Raw genomic sequence first — 16,109 nt, 5'->3', positions numbered from 1 at the left:
ACGCAAACACGGGCCGGGAAGGTGGATGCCCTTCCCGGCCCGTGCCGGTGTTCTGGTGTGTCAGCGGACCTGGTCCACGTCGACGAGGTCGACGCGGATGCCACGGCCGCCGAGGGCGCCCACGACCGTCCGCAGCGCACGCGCGGTGCGGCCGTTGCGGCCGATCACCTTGCCGAGGTCGTCCGGGTGGACCCGGACCTCCAGCACACGGCCGCGGCGCAGGTTGCGCGAGGCGACCTGCACTTCGTCCGGGTTGTCGACAATGCCCTTCACGAGGTGCTCGAGAGCCTCCTCGAGCATGCTCAGGCCCCGGTCGACTCGGCGGCGGCCGAAGACTCGGTCCCGGCTTCGTCGGCCTTCTTGTCGGACTTCTTGGCCTTCTGAGTGATGGCCTCGCCCTTGGGCTCGTCGCCGGCGTCCTTCGCGGCGGCCTCGAAGAGGGCGCGCTTGTCGGCCTTCGGCTCCGGCTGGAGCAGCGGCGCGGGGGCCGGAAGGCCCTTGTGCGCCTGCCAGTCACCGGTGAGCTTGAGGATCGCGAGAACAGGCTCGGTCGGCTGGGCGCCGACGGACAGCCAGTAACGCGCGCGGTCCGAGTCGACCTCGATACGCGACGGGTTCTGCACCGGGTGGTACAGACCGATCTCCTCGATGGCCCGGCCGTCACGGCGGGTACGGGAGTCGGCGACGATGATGCGGTAGTGAGGCGAACGGATCTTGCCCAGACGCTTCAGCTTGATCTTGACTGCCACTGGAGTGGTGTCTCCTGGTCTTGACGTGGTTGGGCACAGCAGGATGCCGCGTGGGGTTGCGGTACCCGATCTGCCCGATGGACGCGTCAGCCGGAGGAGAGAGGGGTCCTGTGCGACTGTCGAGTACGGCTGGCCATTCTGCCACACCCCGGCACCGGGGTTGACCCGGCCGGGGTACGGCGTACTGCGCACGGCTCCGGCCCCGTGGATGACGGAGCCGTGCCGCGGATACGGGTCGCCGCCCCGGCGGCACCAAGACCACCGGGAGCCCGCGGAGTGCCGGCGAGGGGCCTAGCTCGCGGCGGCGACCACTTCCGGGATACGGAACGGTTTGCCGCAGCCGCCGCAGACGATCGGGGCCTGGGCGAGGACCGACGGGACGACGCGCACATTCCGGCCGCAGTCGCAGACCGCCTTGACCCGCACCCCACCGCCGGACGAGCCGTGCCGGGCGGCCGGGCCGCGGAAGCTGCGCTTGGTGTCGGCGGCCGTCGCGACGGTGTGCGCCTTGAGGGCGCGCTGGAGCCGCTCCATGGTGGGGCGGTACCGGCGCTTCGCCTCGGGGCTGAGCGCGACCAGGGAGAAGCCGCTGCTGGGATGCGGCTCCTCCGGATGGTCGAGACCCATCTCCTCGGCGATCGCAAGGAATCGGCGGTTGTGGTAGCGGCCCGCGCGTGAGGTGTCGCGGACACCTCTGGCCGCGGCGATGCCATGGACCGCTTCGTGAAGCAGTCGTTCGAAAGAGAGCTCGGCGCCGCAGGCGGACGACGACTCTCCGATCAGGGACTCTGGCGCGGCAAGATCCGGCAGCTCGGGGTGGGACCGCTGAATGTCGGCCCACGCCTGTGCCAGCTCTGCGGCGAGAACAGGTGGTGTCGTGCTCACGTCGTGAATAACGAGCCGGATCCCTCCCGGGTTCCATTACGGGGCATCACAAATAATTTGCACGTACCCGTCAGTTGCCATTGATGCGTCCCGACGAGGGCGGGTGCGTCGATCTGCGGAGAAGGCTCACAGCTCATACCAAGGTGGTACGTAGCGCTGGATACGCATCGACGCGTAGACGATCTACGTCTACCCCACCCACGACGGCGACAGTACCGGGGCGGACGCCTGCTTCCCGCGACGCCCCTGCGGATGCGCCGACGCCCCGAATGGCTCAATCGGGGCCGGGCCGCGCACCGCTCGACCACCGGCCCGCTCGACCGTCCTGCTCAGATCCTGGTACCCGCTCCGGAGCCGGGAAAAGGAATCGGCCATGCACGCGGGGGCGTACGCCCGGGGCACGCACGCTTTGCCCGTCACCCACTGGACGCGGGCACGGATGGGGAGTTCTCTGACATACGGGGGGTGTGTGTTCGCACGTACACGGGGGGCTGTCAAACAGGGTACGAACGACCTCTCGGCGGATTGGGGCGCTATCCATGACACGTACGCTCGTCCAGCAACATCAGCTCCCTTCGGGCACAGCCACGGACCCGGCGCTCCCCGTACCGCCGGAAGCGGGCACGCGCGCCCGGGACTGGGCCGAGATCCAGGAACGGATGCTGGTGCCGCTCTACGAAGCGGTGTACGAGCGCCTGGAGGTGCGCGCCGGGACCCGGGTGCTCGGTCTCGGCTGCGGCTCAGGGCTCGCCCTGCTGCTGGCCACCGCGCGGGGCGCGCGCGTGACCGGTGTCGAAGCGGACGGGGAACGGCTGGCACTGGCCCGTGAGCGGCTGCTCGCGGAGGACGGAAGGGACGGGGCCGGGCACCGGCCGGGCGACACCGGGTGCCGGGCGCTGCTGCCCGCCGATCGGATGGCCGACGCCGCCGCGGGAGCCGACCGGGGCGGGTACGACCTGATCACCGCCTTTCAGCCCATCGGCTCCGTGGCGGGCGACGCGAAAGGGCTCGATCCCGCCCTCAGAACAGCGATACCGCTGGCCGGGCGCGGCACTCCGGTGGTACTGGCCGGCTGGGGTCCGCCGGAGCGCTGCGCCACGGACGCGGTGCTGCGGGTCGCGGGCCGGCTGGCCGATCGGCTGCGCAAGGGCACCCGTCGGCCCGCGTACCGGGACGATCTGGAGGATGTCGCGGCGCGAGCCGGGCTGAAACCGGACGGTTCAGGACGGGTTGCCTGCCCGTTCGGGTACGCGGACCAGCAGAGCGCGGTGCGCGGGCTGCTGTCGACCGGGGTGTTCGACGGTGCGATCCGGGCGACCGACCGGCGGCAGGTGGAGAAGGAGATCGGCGAGGCACTCCATCCGCATCTGCGGAGGGACGGCACGGTCTGGATGCCGAACGTCTTCCGGTATCTGATCGCCCGTACTCCCTGACGGGGCGGGCGCGCGGCGTGGCGGGCCGCAGGGCATCGCCGCCCTGGCAGCCGTGGGCGGTGTTGCGGTCGGCGGCGAGCGGCGGGCGCCCTGCGGCGAAATGGCGTGTGGACGCCAAGGCATCCCGGGACCTTGCCAGTATCCAGAATCCTGTTTACTGTCATTTGCGTGACAGACTTCGACGAGCGTTTTCTGACCCGCAACGGCCTCGCGGCCCGGCAGCTCGCGGTGCTCCTGCTGAACCACGAGCCGGACACCCGGCTGCCGCGCGTCCGCGACTTCGCCGTGGAACTGGGCGTCGGGAACGGCACGGTGCAGGCCGCACTCCACCTTCTGGAGAGTGCCGGCGCCATCGAGACGACGGCACGGGGCCACCTGGGCACGTTCCTCGTCCGGGCCGACCGCTCAATACTCTGGCGGCTCTCCGGGCTGGGCACCCTGCTCGCCGCCATGCCACTGCCCTACTCCCGTCGTTACGAGGGGCTGGCCACCGGCCTGCGCTCCGCTTTCGAGGAGGCTGGGGCGCCCTTCGCGATCACCTTCATGCACGGTGCGGACGCCCGCACCACCACGCTGCTCGAAGGCAAGGTCGATCTCGTGGTTCTTTCCCGCTTCGCCGCCGACCGGCTGATCGAGGAGTATCCGGTCGAACTCGTCGCGGACCTCGGCCCGATCACCTATGTCGGGGCGCACGGCATAGTGCTGCGGCACGGCTCGGACCTGGAGAGCCCGGGGCTGCGCGTCGCCGTCGACCACACCTCGGAGGACCAGCGCATACTCGCGGAGCGCACGTTCGCGGGGCGGGACGACATCGAGTGGATCGAAGCCTCGCACACGCGACTGCGCGAGCTGTTCGAGCACGACGAGGCCGACGCCACCGTGTGGAACCTGGACGAGGCACACAGCCTGATCGGCACGGGCGTGGATGTCCTGCCGCTCGACGACGAGATCACCCGCGACCTGTCGCAGCGCAACTCCAGCGCGGCGATCATCAGCAGAACCGAGGGGGCGAAGGCGCTCGGCGCCGTCCGCGCATCCCTCGACCTGTCCGTCATCACCGCGCTCCAGGCGGAGGTACTGCGCGGCGAGCGCACACCCTCGTACTGACCGGCCCGTACGTCCAACCACCCGGCCGACCGCGCCGGGAATCCGACGACCCGCCCTCGTCCCCCACCCGGCGAAACCGGCGGACCTTAAAATACAAAATACTGGTTATTGTTTTATCCACTGTCCGTTTCGCGTGATCCGTAGGAAGGAGCGCCATGGACGACCAACTCGCCCTCCGTATCCAGCTCTTCCGTGAGACCCGTCAGGTCAGTCCCGAGGTCGCCCTGTTCGTCGCGGCGGAGCTGGACACCCTGGCCGCCGAGGGCCTCACCGTCACCGAGGACACGGCCGGGGTACTCACCAGCCACCTGATGGCGGCGTTCACCCGGCTGCTGGACGGCGCACCGATCGAGGCATTCCGTACGGATGAACAGGTCGCGGCCGAACTGGCCGGACACCCCGAGGCGATCGCCCGGGCGCGTGCCGTGGCCCTACGGGCCGAGAAGGCACTCGGTACCCGGCTGCCCGGCTCCGAGGTGAACTTCCTGGGCCTGCATCTCGCCGTGCTCGCAGAGAACTCCCCTCCTACCCGGCACCACACGTCAGAGCGAAGGAGTCAGTCATGAGGATCCTCACCGGCGGCGTCGGCAAGACCGAGGTCACGGACACCGTCTCGCGGCTCGGCCTCGACGGCCTGGAGATCGTGGTCTCCAACGACATGGACGCCGCGATGAAGCTCCGGGCCGGCCAGGCCGACTACTACCTGGGCACCTGTCACACCGGCGCCGGTGCCTCGCTCGGCATCCTCGTCGGGCTGCTGGGCAGCCCCCTGTGCCACACCTTCGGCCGCTCCGTGCCAACGGAGGAGCAGGTGGCCGCGCTGCTCTCGGACGGCAAGAAGGTCTTCGGCTTCGCCGTCGACCAGATCGACGCGCTCGCCCCACTCATGGCCCGCGCGATCGCGGCGCGCGGCTGACCCCGACGATCCGCCGGACCGCAGAGGAGACCCTCCCTGTGCACACCGTCCTCGCAGCCAGCACCCGTCTGGACCTCTCGCTGACGCAGAAGCTGTTCGTGATAGCCCTGTGCGCGCTGACCGCCTTCGTCTCCCACCTGGCGCTGGCCGTCTTCAACGACGGCGTACGCCCCTTCATGCTCGACTTCATCCAGGGCCGCGCCAAGCGCTCCGCCACCACGGCGGTGTCCTTCGGACTCTCGGCCGGCTTCATCTTCGGGCTCGGTGCGCCCATGGCCCTCGCCAGCGGCGTGCTCAACCCCTGGTTGCTCTTCCTCCCCACCGACATCCTGGGCATCCTTGCGCCCAGGGCGTGGATCGCGCCGCTGCTGGGCGGCGTCTGGGGTGCGGTGGTCGTCTTCGGTCTCGACGGCGCCAACGACCTGGCGCACGATCTGCCCGTCGACTTCCTGACCGCGATGCAGCAGATGTCGACGCCGATCCTCTTCCTGTTCACGCTCTTTCCGGTGCTCGCCATCACCAGACAGTTCGGACGGCCGCGCGGCGCGTTCGCGGCCGTGCTGGAACTGGTCCTGGTCATCATGACGATGAAGCTCTGGCCGAAGGTCTTCCCCGGTTCGCTCGCGATGGCGGCGGGAGTGCTGCTGCTCATCGGATTCGCCGTCAGGAAGGACCTGCTCCAGCGGAAACAGGAGCGGGCCCAGGAACAGCGGCAGCCACAGGGGAAGCGGCTGGAACAGGGGCAGGAGCGGGAGAACACCGGGAATGATCCGATGGCCTCCCTGTTCAGCGGCAGCGCCCTGCGGCTGCGCCGCCATCTGCCGCTCTTCATGGTGCTGGGCGCCGGGGTGTGTGTTCTGGCGCAGATGCACATATTCGGCGGCGGGGAGGCGACCAGTTTCCTGATCGCCAAGGGGCAGTACAGCGAGGCCGCCCAGGTCGACTTCTACCGGGTGTTCGGCTTCGTCCCACTGATCGCGACGACCGCGCTCGCCTCCGGCGCGTACGGCATCGCCGGGTTCACACTCGTCTATCCCCTCGGTTATCTGCTGCCGGACCCGTTCCTCGCGGCGGTCGTCGGGGCCGTGGTCCTCGCCCTCGAAGTGCTGGCGCTCTCCTCCGTCGGGAGGGTCCTCGGCAAGCTCCCGAGCGTGCGCGACTCCTCCGAGTATCTACGCGCCGCGATCACGGAGACGTTGGGGCTGGCCATCCTCTTCGGCTCTCTGCTCGCGGCGCATGTGATGGGCGGCGGCCTGGCGATCCTCGTCGTCGGGGGGCTCTACCTCCTCAACGAGGCGATGGGCAGACCGGTGGTGCGGATGGCGGCGGCGCCCGCCGCGGTCGTCGTCGGCGGTGTCCTGCTCAACCTCCTCCACTGGCTCGACCTGTTCACCCCGCTGAAGAGCTGATGCCCGGCGTCCCGGCGCGGACGAACCCGTCAGGAAGGCACCCGTACCCATGCATCCCCCGCTCCCCGCTTCGTTCTTGGACCCGCCGCGTCTCACCACCGTCGCCGGGCCGCTGTCCGTCTCCGCCGTGCGCGGGCCGGCGCTCGCCCATGAGCATCTCGTGCTCGATCTCGACCGTACGGGCGACGGCGCCGCCGTCCTGGAAGCCGGGCGCCACCGGTCCGCCGTCGTCGCCGAACTGGCCGCATTGCGCTCGGAGTTCGGGCTCGCCCTGGTCATCGAACTGACCTGCCGGGGCATGGGCCGCGATCCGCGCGCCCTGGTGCGGATCGCCGAGGAGTCCGGCGTCGCGGTGGTCGCCGCCACTGGCTGGTACTACGAGCCGTTCCACCCCCGGGAGACGGGAGAGGCGAGCGTCGCGCGGCTCACGGAGATCCTGGTGCGGGAGATCGAGGACGGCATCGGAGCGAGCGGTGTCCGTCCCGGCGTGCTCGGCGAGATCGGCAGCCACGGCGGCCGGCCGAGCGGGCGCGAGAGCCGCGCGCTGCTCGCCTCGGCCCATGCCGCGCGCGCCACCGGTCTGTCGCTCGCCACCCACACCCAGCTCGGCCGCGGCGGGCTCGCCCAACTGGAGCTGCTCACCGGCGCGGGGCTGCCCCCACACCGGATCTCGATCGGCCATCAGGACCTGCTGGACGATCCAGGCGTCCACCGTGAGCTCGCGGCGAGCGGCGCGTACGTCGCGTTCGACACCGTGGGCAAGGAGCGCTACCAGAGCGACGACACCCGGTTGCGGCTGCTGCTGGCCCTGCTGGACGCGGGGCACGCCGACCGGGCCCTGCTGAGCTGTGACATCTCCCGCCACAGCTATCTGACGGCCGAGGGCGGCCAGGGGTACGGGCATCTCTTCCGCTCCTTCCTGCCGGAAGCGCGCGCGGCGGGCGTGGACGACGGCCTGATCGACCTGATGACACGCCGCAACCCCCTGCGCTTCCTGACCGGCGCCGACACGGACGGAAACCCGCGCACGGACACCGAGACCGACACCGCCCGCCTCACAGGCACCGACGCCGAGGAGATCTGAGATGCCTCCCCGTCTTCCCCGGACCTTCCCGCTGCCCACGATCGCGCTGGAGGACGCCGTCCAACTCCAGTTCCGGCTGCTGGAGCACACCGCCGCGCACTTCGAGGGGCCCCAGCTCTTCGAGGCGGACGCCGGTATGGTCACCGGGCTGGGCCGGCCCCGTACGACCGCACGCGTCGAGGCCGTTCTCGCCGACTGGTTCGGCGCCGAGGACGCCGCGCTGGTGCAGGGCGCCGGTACGGGCGCGATCCGGGCCGCGCTCCAAGCGGCCGTCTCCCCCGGCGATCCGCTGCTGATCCACCGGGCACCGGTCTACCGGACTACCGCCGTCACCCTGCGCGGCCTCGGCGTCCGTGCCACCGAGGCGGACTTCAACGACCGTACGGCGCTCCGCGAGGCCCTGACGTCGACCGACCTCGACTGGGCGTACGTCCAGCACAGCAGGCAGCGGCTCGGGGACTCCTACGATCCGGGCGAGGTGCTGGCGGCCTGCCGCGCCGCGGGGGTGCGTACGGTCGTCGACGACAACTACACGGTGCTGCGCGTGCCCGCCTGCGGCGTCCAGCTCGGCGCCGACGTCTCCTGTTTCTCCCTCTTCAAACTGCACGGCCCGGAGGGCGTGGGCGCGGTCGTCGGCGCCCGTGATCTCGTCGGGCGCGTCCGCGCCGACAACTACTCGGGCGGCGGCCAGGTCCAGGGCGCCCAGGCGCTGGAGGCGCTGCGCGCCCTCACCCATGTGCCCGTCCTGTGGGCGCTCCAGTCCCGGGTGTCCGCCGAGGTCGCCGGGCGGCTGACCGCGGGCGAGGTGCCAGGCGTCGCGGAGGTACGGATCGCCAACGCGCAGGACCGCTGTCTGCTGGTGCGGCTCGACCGCCCCGTCGCCCGCCAACTGCCCGCCGTCGCCGCGCGGTACGGCGCCGCGCCGTACCCCGTGGGGTCCAACTCCCGCTACGAGATCGCGCCGCTCGTCCACCGGATGTCCGCCTCGTCGCTCGACGACGCTCCCGAGCTCGCCGACTGGACCGTACGGATCAACCCCATGCGGGCGGGCGCGGACCTGGTGATCGACATCCTGTGCCGTTCGCTGCACGAGCTGAAGGGCTGATCGTGTTCCTGGACACCGTCCTCACCCGCAACCCCGCGCTCGTCGAGACGGCGACCGCGCTGCACGCCTCGGGCGCCATCGGGCCCGACACCTATGTCGTGGACGCCGACGCCGTGGAGGCCAACGCGGCGCTGCTCGCGACCGAGGCCGAGCGGCTGGGGCTCTCGCTCTGGTTCGTGGTCAAGCAGTTCGGCCGCAACCCCGCCCTGATCCGCGCGGTCGCCCGGCACATCCCCCGGTTCGCCGCGATCGACCCGTCCGAGGCCCGGACACTGCACGCGGCGGGGGCCCGGGCGGGCAACCTCGGCCATCTCGTACAGATCCCACACCGTGCCCTGCCCGAGATGCTGACCTGGCGCCCCGAGGCGGTCACGGTCTTCGATCTCGCCAACGCGCGGGCCGTCTCGGACGCGGCGGGCGGGCTCGGCCTCGTCCAGGACGTGTTCGTACGGATCGAGGCCGCACCGGGCTCCGGCCATCCTGGTCAGGAGGGCGGCGTACCGCTGGACGCCCTGGACGGCTTCGCCGCCGCGGTCGAGCGGCTGCCGTCGGTGCGGATCGCCGGGGTGACGGCGTTCCCGTGCGTGCTGTGCGCGCCCGACACGGGCCGGCCGGTCCCGACGGCCACCTTCGAACTCGTCCACCAGGCGCGGGAGGTGCTGACCGCCCGCGGCCATCGGGGGCTGGGCCTCAGCGCCCCGGGCGCGACCTCCGTGGCGGCGTTGCCGCTGCTGGCCCGGCTGGGCGCCACGCACGGCGAGCCGGGCCACGCCCTCACCGGCACCACGCCCTTGCACGCGGCGGATCCGCACCAGCCGGAACGGCCCGCCTCCGTGTACGTCACCGAGGTCGCCCACACGCTCGCGGACGGACGGCCAGCGCTCTTCGGCGGCGGGTTCTACCCGCGGGCCGGGGTCCGCTCCGCCCTGCTGCCCCGCACGGGTCTGCGCCTCCGGGTGGGCGACACTCCTGCGGAGAACATCGACTACTACCGGCTGCTGGACCCGCCCGGCAGGGGATCCGGCGAGGTCAGAGCCGGGGACACCGCCGTCCTGGCATTCCGTACGCAGATCTTCGTCACCCGCTCGACCGTCGCGGTCGTCACCGGTCTCACCGGCGGAAAGCCCCGGCTCACGGGGCTGTACGACGCGCGGGGCCGGGCCCTCGAAGGAGCCACCCCATGAGCAGGACAGCCATCGACGGCCTCGGCGGTGGCGCGCGGACCGCTGTCTCCGCGCCACCACCCTCCGTACCCGTACCCGTACCCGTACTCGTACGGCTAGCCCATGAACTTCTTGAACTCGTCCGGCAGTTCGAAGTTCTTGTCCTGGTCCCCGGCCGGCAGTCCGAACGCGCCGCCCGACTGCGCCGCCTCCTCGCGCCGCGCCAGCGCCGCCTGCTCCTCGGCCTTGCGCTTCATCGGGTTGCCGGAGCGCTGCTTGCCCTTGGCCTGCTTGACCTTCTTCTTCGTACGGCCGGGGCCGCCGCCCATCCCCGGGACGCCCGGCATGCCCGGCATCCCGCCGCCCTGCGCCATCTTCGACATCATCTTGCGCGCGTCGAAGAACCGCTCCACGAGGTTCTTCACGGCGCTGACCTCGACACCGGAACCCCGGGCGATACGGGCGCGGCGCGAGCCGTTGATGATGACCGGGTCCTGGCGCTCGGCCGGGGTCATCGACTTGATGATCGCGGCGGTACGGTCCACGTCCTTCTCGTCGATGTTGTTGATCTGGTCCTTGATCTGCCCCATGCCGGGCAGCATGCCGAGCAGCTTGGAGATGGAGCCCATCTTCCTGACCTGCTCCATCTGCGCCAGGAAGTCGTCGAGCGTGAAGTCCTTCCCGCCCTTGCTGCCCGCCAGCTTGGAGGCCATCTTCTCGGCCTCGGCCTGGCTGAACGTCTTCTCCGCCTGCTCGATGAGGGTGAGCAGGTCACCCATGTCGAGGATGCGGGACGCCATCCGGTCGGGGTGGAACGCGTCGAACTCGTCCAGCTTCTCGCCGTTGGAGGCGAACATGATCTGCTTGCCGGTGACATGCGCGATGGAGAGGGCCGCGCCACCGCGGGCGTCGCCGTCGAGCTTGGAGAGCACCACGCCGTCGAAGCCGACGCCGTCGCGGAAGGCCTCCGCGGTGTTGACCGCGTCCTGGCCGATCATCGCGTCCACGACGAAGAGGACCTCGTCGGGGCTGACGGCGTCGCGGATGTCCGCGGCCTGCTTCATCAGCTCCTCGTCGATACCGAGGCGGCCCGCGGTGTCGACGATGACGACGTCGTGCTGCTTGGTCTTCGCGTGCTCGATCGAGTCCTTGGCGACCTTGACCGGGTCTCCGACGCCGTTGCCCGGCTCCGGCGCGTAGACCGCGACGCCCGCGCGGTCGGCGACGACGGAGAGCTGGGTGACGGCGTTGGGGCGCTGGAGGTCACAGGCGACGAGCAGCGGGGTGTGGCCCTGGCCCTTGAGCCAGAGGCCGAGCTTTCCGGCCAGGGTGGTCTTACCGGCGCCCTGGAGGCCCGCCAGCATGATCACGGTCGGCGGCTGCTTCGCGAAGCGCAGGACGCGGGTCTCACCGCCGAGGATGCCGACCAGTTCCTCGTTGACGATCTTGACGACCTGCTGCGCGGGGTTCAGCGCCTGGGAGACCTCCGCGCCGGCCGCGCGCTCCTTGACCTTGGCGATGAAGGCACGGACGACGGGCAGCGCCACGTCGGCTTCGAGCAGGGCGATACGGATCTCGCGGGCCGTGGCGTCGATGTCCTCCGGGCTGAGGCGCCCTTTGCCCCGGAGGCTCTTGAATGTGGCTGCGAGGCGGTCGGAGAGAGTGTCGAACACGGCGGTCGCGGATCCTCAGGTCGGGAGCGGATGAGGGGGCTGTCCCGCGCGGTGAAGGACAGACCGTCCCCCAGGGTATCCGGCCGCGCGTGGTGGGGTCTGCCCCGTGGGTGGCCCGGCCGTACGGGAGGCGTACGCGCCCCGTACGGCCGCAGGCCACCGGGCGGCCGGAATCGTCGCCGCGGCACGGTCCACGTACCCCGGCCGGGTCCGGCCGGGGAGCTCCGGTCCGGCGGCGTACGGGCCCGCGTACTGAGCGGCGCGCGACGGGTCTCAGCGCAGTGCGGTCTCCACGGCGCGTGCCAGTTCGGTGGCGGCCTCCGCCGTCAACGGCCGTCCACGGTCCGAGGTGACGTAGAAGGCGTCGACGGCGTTGGCACCCAGCGTCGACACATGGGCGCTGCGCACCATCACCCGCGCGTCCTCCAGGGCGCGGCCGATGCGGTGCAGCAGCCCCGGGGCGTCCTGGGCGCGTACCTCGATGACCGTCGCGTGCCGGGAGGCGGTCGGCGCCACGGTCACGCGCGGCGGCGGGGCCTTGACGCCGCGACGGCGCGGGTAGGCGGCCTCGCGTTCGGCGAGCCTGGCCGGGATGTCCAGGGAGCCGTCCAGGGCCCGTACGAGGTCGGCGCGGAGCCGGGCGGCCTGCGGCAGCGAGCCGTACGCCGCGGCGACGCGCCAGCTCAGCAGCAGGACACCGGTGGTCCTTCCCGACGCACCTCCTTCGCCTGGGGCGGAGCCCGGTTCACCCGGCGGACCGCCCATCCCGCCCGGCAGTTCGACGGCGCGCAGGTCGGCGGCCCGTACGGTGAGCCGGTGCAGGGCGAGCACCCCTGCCGCCGCGGGCAGCACGCCGGGCTGGTCGGGCAGGGCGATGAGCAGTTCGACGCCCACCGGTTCCGGGGCGCCGTCCTCCTGTTCGTCCCGCTCGGTCCCCGGCTGCGGGGCCTCGGTCTGCGCGTGCAGGGCCAGTACGGGGCCGCCGGTGCGCAGCGCCTCGACGGCGAGGCGTTCCTGCTCGGCGCTGGGCGCGGTGGGCTCGGGTTCCGCCGGGTCGTCGCCGGCGAGCACGGCGGCGACGCGTGTGACCAGGTCGGTGACGAGGGAGGAGCGCCAGGACGACCAGGCAGCGGGTCCGGTGGCGAGGGCGTCGGCCTCGGTGAGGGCGTGCAGGAGTTCCAGGGTCGCCAGCGAGCCGACGCGGGTGGCGACGGAGCTGACGGTCGCCGGGTCGTCCAGGTCGCGCCGGGTCGCCGTGTCGATGAGCAGCAGGTGGTGGCGTACGACGGTGGCGACGGTGGCGACGTCCTCGCGGTCGAAGCCGATCCGGGCGGCGACGTCGCGGGCGATGATCTCACCGGCCACGGAGTGGTCGCCGGGCCAGCCCTTGCCGATGTCGTGCAGCAGGGCGCAGACGAGCAGCAGGTCGGGGCGGCCGACGCGGCGGGTGAGCGAGGACGCCTGGACGGCGGCCTCGACGAGGTGACGGTCGACGGTCCAGGTGTGGACGGGGTTGCGCTGGGGCCGGCACCGTACGCGCTCCCAGTCGGGCAGGAGCTGGGTGATCAGCCCTTCGGCTTCGAGTGCTTCCCAGACGGGGACGGTCGACTCGCCGGCACCGAGCAGGGTGACCAGTTCCTCCCGGGCCTCGGCGGGCCAGGGCACGGGCAGGGGTTTGACGGCGCGGGCGAGGCGGCGTACGGCGTGCAGGGAGATCGGCAGTCCGGCCTGCGCGGCGGCGGCAGCGGCCCGCAGGGGCAGCACGGGGTCGCGTTCGGGCCGTGCGGTGCGGGCGAGGACGACCTCGCCGTCCTGCTCGACGACACCCTCGGCGAGCGGGGTGCGGTCCGGGGCGGGCTTGGCGCCCAGCATGGCGCGCAGCCGGGGGCGTACGGAGCGGGAGCGCAGGACGCGGTTGACCTCGCGCCAGGTGACGTCGGAGGCGTACGAGACGGTGCGCGCGGCCTCGTACACCTGGCGCAGCAGGGCGTCGGCGTCGAGCAGGCCGAGTTCGGCGGCGACGGGGTCCTGTTCCTGGAGGGCGAGCCGGTCGGTGGCGCGTCCGGTGGTCAGATGCAGGGCGTCGCGGGCGTCGAGCAGTGTGCGGCGTGCGTCGCCGAGGCCCTCGCGGGGCGCGTCGGCGAGCCAGGAGGCGGCGACGGCGCGCAGCGCGGTGGCGTCGCGCAGCCCGCCTCTGGCCTCCTTGAGGTCGGGTTCCAGGAGGAACTGGAGCTCGCCCTGGCGCTCGGCCCGTTCCCGGCACAGTTCGTCCAGTTCGGGCAGGCGCTTGGGCGCGGTGTTGCGCCAGTCGGCGAGGATCGTGGTGCGCACGCCGGTGACCAGGCCGAGGTCTCCGGCAACCTGCCGGGCGTCGAGCAGGCCGAGCTGCACCTTGAGGTCCTCGGCGGCGGTCTTGCGCGCCTCGGCGGGGGTGCGTACGGAGTGGTCGAGGGCGAGTCCGAGGTCCCAGACGGGGTACCAGACGCGGTCGGCGAGGGCGGCGATCGCTTTCGCGGGGGTCTTGCCGTCGTGCAGGAGCAGCAGGTCGAGATCGCTGCGCGGGGAGAGTTCGCCCCGTCCGTAGCCGCCGACGGCGACGAGGGCCGCGCCGCGTACCCCGGTCTCCTGGGCGGCGGTGGTGAACAGGGCGTTCAGCCAGTCGTCGGTCAGGCGGGCCAGCGCTCCACGGCGCGGCGGCCCTGGCTGCGCCTTCTCCTGGAGGAGGCGCAGCCGGGCCGCCGCATAGCCGCTGGGTCCCGAGTCTGCCTTTTCGGGTGTCTCTTCGAGGCTCGTCACCCAGTCGTTCCCGTCTCTAGAGGGCGTCCGGGCCGCGCTCGCCGGTCCGTACGCGGACCGCCGTGTCGACCGGGACGCTCCATACCTTTCCGTCACCGATCTTGCCGGTGCGGGCGGCCTTCACCACCACTTCGATGAGCTCGTCGGCGTCGCTGTCCTCGACCAGTACCTCGATACGGATCTTCGGTACGAGGTCGACGGTGTACTCCGCACCCCGGTAGACCTCGGTGTGGCCGCGCTGCCGGCCGTATCCGCTGGCCTCCGTGACCGTGAGGCCCTGGACGCCGAAGCCCTGGAGGGCTTCCTTGATCTCGTCCAGCCGGTGTGGCTTCACGACTGCGGTGATGAGCTTCATGCGTCCACCTTCTTGTTCTTCGCCGCGGCGGCGTTCTTCTCGTCGTGGTGCGGGGCGAGGCTGCTACGGCCGGACGGGGAGCCGCCGACCGCGCTGTAGTCGTACGCCGATTCCGCGTGGTACGCCATGTCGACACCGCTGGTCTCGTCGTCCTCGGAGGCCCGGAAACCGATGGTGACGTCGACGATCTTGGCGAGGATCCAGGAAACCACGAAGGAGTACGCCATCACGGAGAAGGCTCCGGTGGCCTGCTTGCCGAGCTGTGTGAGGCCGCCGACACCGTCGACCGCGAGGACACCGACGAGCAGGGTGCCGATGACACCGCCGACGAGGTGGACGCCGACCACGTCGAGGGAGTCGTCGTAGCCCAGCTTGAACTTGAGGCTGACGGCCCAGGAGCAGACCAGACCGGCCACGAGACCGATGAGGATGGCGCCGAAGGGGCTGACGTTCGCACCGGACGGGGTGATCGCGACGAGGCCGGCGATGGCGCCGGAGGCGGCGCCCAGCGTGGTGAACGCGCCGTGCCGGATGCGCTCGTAGATCAGCCAGCCGAGCATGGCCGCGCCGGTGGCGATCTGGGTGTTGAAGGCCATGATCGCGGAGGTGCCGTTGGCGGCGAGCGCGGAGCCGGCGTTGAAGCCGAACCAGCCGAACCACAGCAGGGCCATGCCGAGGACGACGAGCGGCAGGCTGTGCGGCCGCATCGGGTCCTTCTTGAAGCCGATCCGCTTGCCGACGACCAGGACCGCGGCGAGCGCTCCGACACCGGCGTTGATGTGGACCGCCGTACCGCCGGCGAAGTCGATCACGCCCAGCTTGAAGAGCCAGCCGTCGGACTGCCAGACCCAGTGCGCGATCGGGAAGTACACCACGGTGACCCAGAGCGTGATGAAGAGCGCCCAGGCGCTGAACTTCACCCGGTCGGCGAGCGCACCGCTCATCAGCGCGGGGGTGAGGACGGCGAACATGAGCTGGAAAAGGGCGAAGGCGAAGACGGGGATGCCTTCCTTGCCACCGGTCAGGGTGTCGACCGAAATGCCCTTGAGGCCGATGTGGTCGAAGTTGCCCAGGAGACCGCCGCCGATGTCGTCACCGAAAGCCAGTGAGTATCCGTAGAGGACCCACAGGACGCTGACGATCCCGAGCGAGATCAAGGACATCATGAGCATGTTGAGGGCGCTCTTCACCCGCACCATGCCGCCGTAGAAGAATGCCAGGCCGGGCGTCATCAGCATGACGAGCGCGGCACTGATCAGTACGAATGCGGTATCTGCGCCATTCAAGGCCAGCGTCTCCTCGTGGGTCGGATACGGCCCGTGCGGATGCTCAAGCGGGTATGGGGCCGACTGTGCTCAGGAGATTGGCGCAGCGCGGTTTCAGCCAGTGCCGCTCGATGTTTCACGCCGGTGACGAAGGCGTCCCCTGTGTTAC

General features: G+C 71.3%; 15 protein-coding genes. 8 read left to right on the top strand and 7 right to left on the bottom strand.

What is annotated here, in order from left to right; genetic code table 11:
* Positions 1–60: 60 nt before the first annotated feature.
* From ACIBJC_RS34335 to ACIBJC_RS34325, 3 genes are all read right to left on the bottom strand, one after another.
* Positions 61–300 (bottom strand): RNA-binding protein, encoded by a 240-nt coding sequence (locus tag ACIBJC_RS34335; protein ID WP_329823028.1) that lies wholly within the window; start codon positions 298–300, stop codon positions 61–63.
* Positions 301–302: 2 nt separating this feature from the next.
* Positions 303–749, bottom strand: a complete 447-nt coding sequence (rpsP, locus tag ACIBJC_RS34330) for a 30S ribosomal protein S16 (protein ID WP_329823029.1) — start codon at positions 747–749, stop codon at positions 303–305.
* Positions 750–1,040: 291 nt separating this feature from the next.
* A complete protein-coding gene (locus ACIBJC_RS34325; RefSeq protein WP_329823030.1) occupies positions 1,041–1,634 on the bottom strand; it encodes a hypothetical protein in 594 nt (197 codons plus the stop codon).
* Between the two features lie 539 nt (positions 1,635–2,173).
* Here ACIBJC_RS34325 and ACIBJC_RS34320 point away from each other — a divergent pair.
* From ACIBJC_RS34320 to ACIBJC_RS34285, 8 genes are all read left to right on the top strand, one after another.
* Positions 2,174–3,067 (top strand): SAM-dependent methyltransferase, encoded by an 894-nt coding sequence (locus tag ACIBJC_RS34320; protein ID WP_399299310.1) that lies wholly within the window; start codon positions 2,174–2,176, stop codon positions 3,065–3,067.
* A gap of 168 nt (positions 3,068–3,235) precedes the next feature.
* Positions 3,236–4,174 (top strand): GntR family transcriptional regulator YhfZ, encoded by a 939-nt coding sequence (gene yhfZ / locus ACIBJC_RS34315; RefSeq protein WP_399299308.1) that lies wholly within the window; start codon positions 3,236–3,238, stop codon positions 4,172–4,174.
* Between the two features lie 155 nt (positions 4,175–4,329).
* Complete coding sequence (locus tag ACIBJC_RS34310; RefSeq protein WP_399299306.1) at positions 4,330–4,740, top strand: transcriptional antiterminator; 411 nt, start codon at positions 4,330–4,332, stop codon at positions 4,738–4,740.
* On the top strand, positions 4,737–5,090 hold the full coding sequence (locus tag ACIBJC_RS34305) for a DUF2620 domain-containing protein (RefSeq protein ID WP_399299304.1): 354 nt from the start codon (positions 4,737–4,739) through the stop codon (positions 5,088–5,090). Before ACIBJC_RS34310 ends, ACIBJC_RS34305 begins: the two co-directional genes overlap by 4 nt.
* Before the next feature lie 38 nt (positions 5,091–5,128).
* Positions 5,129–6,499 carry a YhfT family protein gene (locus ACIBJC_RS34300; RefSeq protein WP_399299302.1) on the top strand — a complete coding sequence of 457 codons (1,371 nt, stop codon included), beginning with the start codon at positions 5,129–5,131 and terminating at the stop codon, positions 6,497–6,499.
* Between the two features lie 76 nt (positions 6,500–6,575).
* Positions 6,576–7,583, top strand: coding sequence for a phosphotriesterase (locus ACIBJC_RS34295; RefSeq protein WP_399299300.1), 1,008 nt, complete (start codon positions 6,576–6,578; stop codon positions 7,581–7,583).
* Between the two features lies 1 nt (position 7,584).
* The gene (locus ACIBJC_RS34290) at positions 7,585–8,688 is read left to right on the top strand and encodes an aminotransferase class V-fold PLP-dependent enzyme (protein ID WP_399299298.1); all 1,104 of its coding nucleotides are present in this window, start codon (positions 7,585–7,587) and stop codon (positions 8,686–8,688) included.
* Positions 8,689–8,690: 2 nt separating this feature from the next.
* A complete protein-coding gene (locus ACIBJC_RS34285) occupies positions 8,691–9,872 on the top strand; it encodes an alanine racemase (RefSeq protein ID WP_399299296.1) in 1,182 nt (393 codons plus the stop codon).
* 95 nt (positions 9,873–9,967) lie between these two features.
* Here the strand turns inward: ACIBJC_RS34285 and ffh are convergent, their stop codons facing one another.
* From ffh to ACIBJC_RS34265, 4 genes are all read right to left on the bottom strand, one after another.
* Entirely contained in the window at positions 9,968–11,524 is a 1,557-nt protein-coding gene (gene ffh, locus ACIBJC_RS34280) for a signal recognition particle protein (RefSeq protein WP_399299294.1), read from the bottom strand.
* A gap of 273 nt (positions 11,525–11,797) precedes the next feature.
* Positions 11,798–14,320 (bottom strand): [protein-PII] uridylyltransferase, encoded by a 2,523-nt coding sequence (locus ACIBJC_RS34275; RefSeq protein ID WP_399299292.1) that lies wholly within the window; start codon positions 14,318–14,320, stop codon positions 11,798–11,800.
* 16 nt (positions 14,321–14,336) lie between these two features.
* Positions 14,337–14,675: a P-II family nitrogen regulator gene (locus ACIBJC_RS34270; RefSeq protein ID WP_329823041.1), complete on the bottom strand. Its 339-nt coding sequence runs from the start codon at positions 14,673–14,675 to the stop codon at positions 14,337–14,339.
* Positions 14,672–15,961, bottom strand: coding sequence for an ammonium transporter (locus tag ACIBJC_RS34265; RefSeq protein WP_399299289.1), 1,290 nt, complete (start codon positions 15,959–15,961; stop codon positions 14,672–14,674). The genes ACIBJC_RS34270 and ACIBJC_RS34265 overlap by 4 nt, the downstream gene beginning before the upstream one ends.
* Between the last annotated feature and the right edge of the window lie 148 nt (positions 15,962–16,109).

It is taken from the genome of Streptomyces sp. NPDC050509, from assembly GCF_044457965.1.
GTDB lineage: Bacteria > Actinomycetota > Actinomycetes > Streptomycetales > Streptomycetaceae > Streptomyces.
The sequence above is the reverse complement of the archived record's forward strand: the minus strand, read 5'-3'. Positions and strand labels throughout refer to the sequence as shown.

Coding starts and splice junctions, on each gene's coding strand:
- ACIBJC_RS34320 (WP_399299310.1), top strand. CDS start 2,174: ATGACACGTACGCTCGTCCAGCAACATCAGCTCCCTTCGGGCACAGCC.
- ACIBJC_RS34290 (WP_399299298.1), top strand. CDS start 7,585: ATGCCTCCCCGTCTTCCCCGGACCTTCCCGCTGCCCACGATCGCGCTG.
- ACIBJC_RS34310 (WP_399299306.1), top strand. CDS start 4,330: ATGGACGACCAACTCGCCCTCCGTATCCAGCTCTTCCGTGAGACCCGT.
- ACIBJC_RS34305 (WP_399299304.1), top strand. CDS start 4,737: ATGAGGATCCTCACCGGCGGCGTCGGCAAGACCGAGGTCACGGACACC.
- ACIBJC_RS34335 (WP_329823028.1), bottom strand. CDS start 300: ATGCTCGAGGAGGCTCTCGAGCACCTCGTGAAGGGCATTGTCGACAAC.
- ACIBJC_RS34270 (WP_329823041.1), bottom strand. CDS start 14,675: ATGAAGCTCATCACCGCAGTCGTGAAGCCACACCGGCTGGACGAGATC.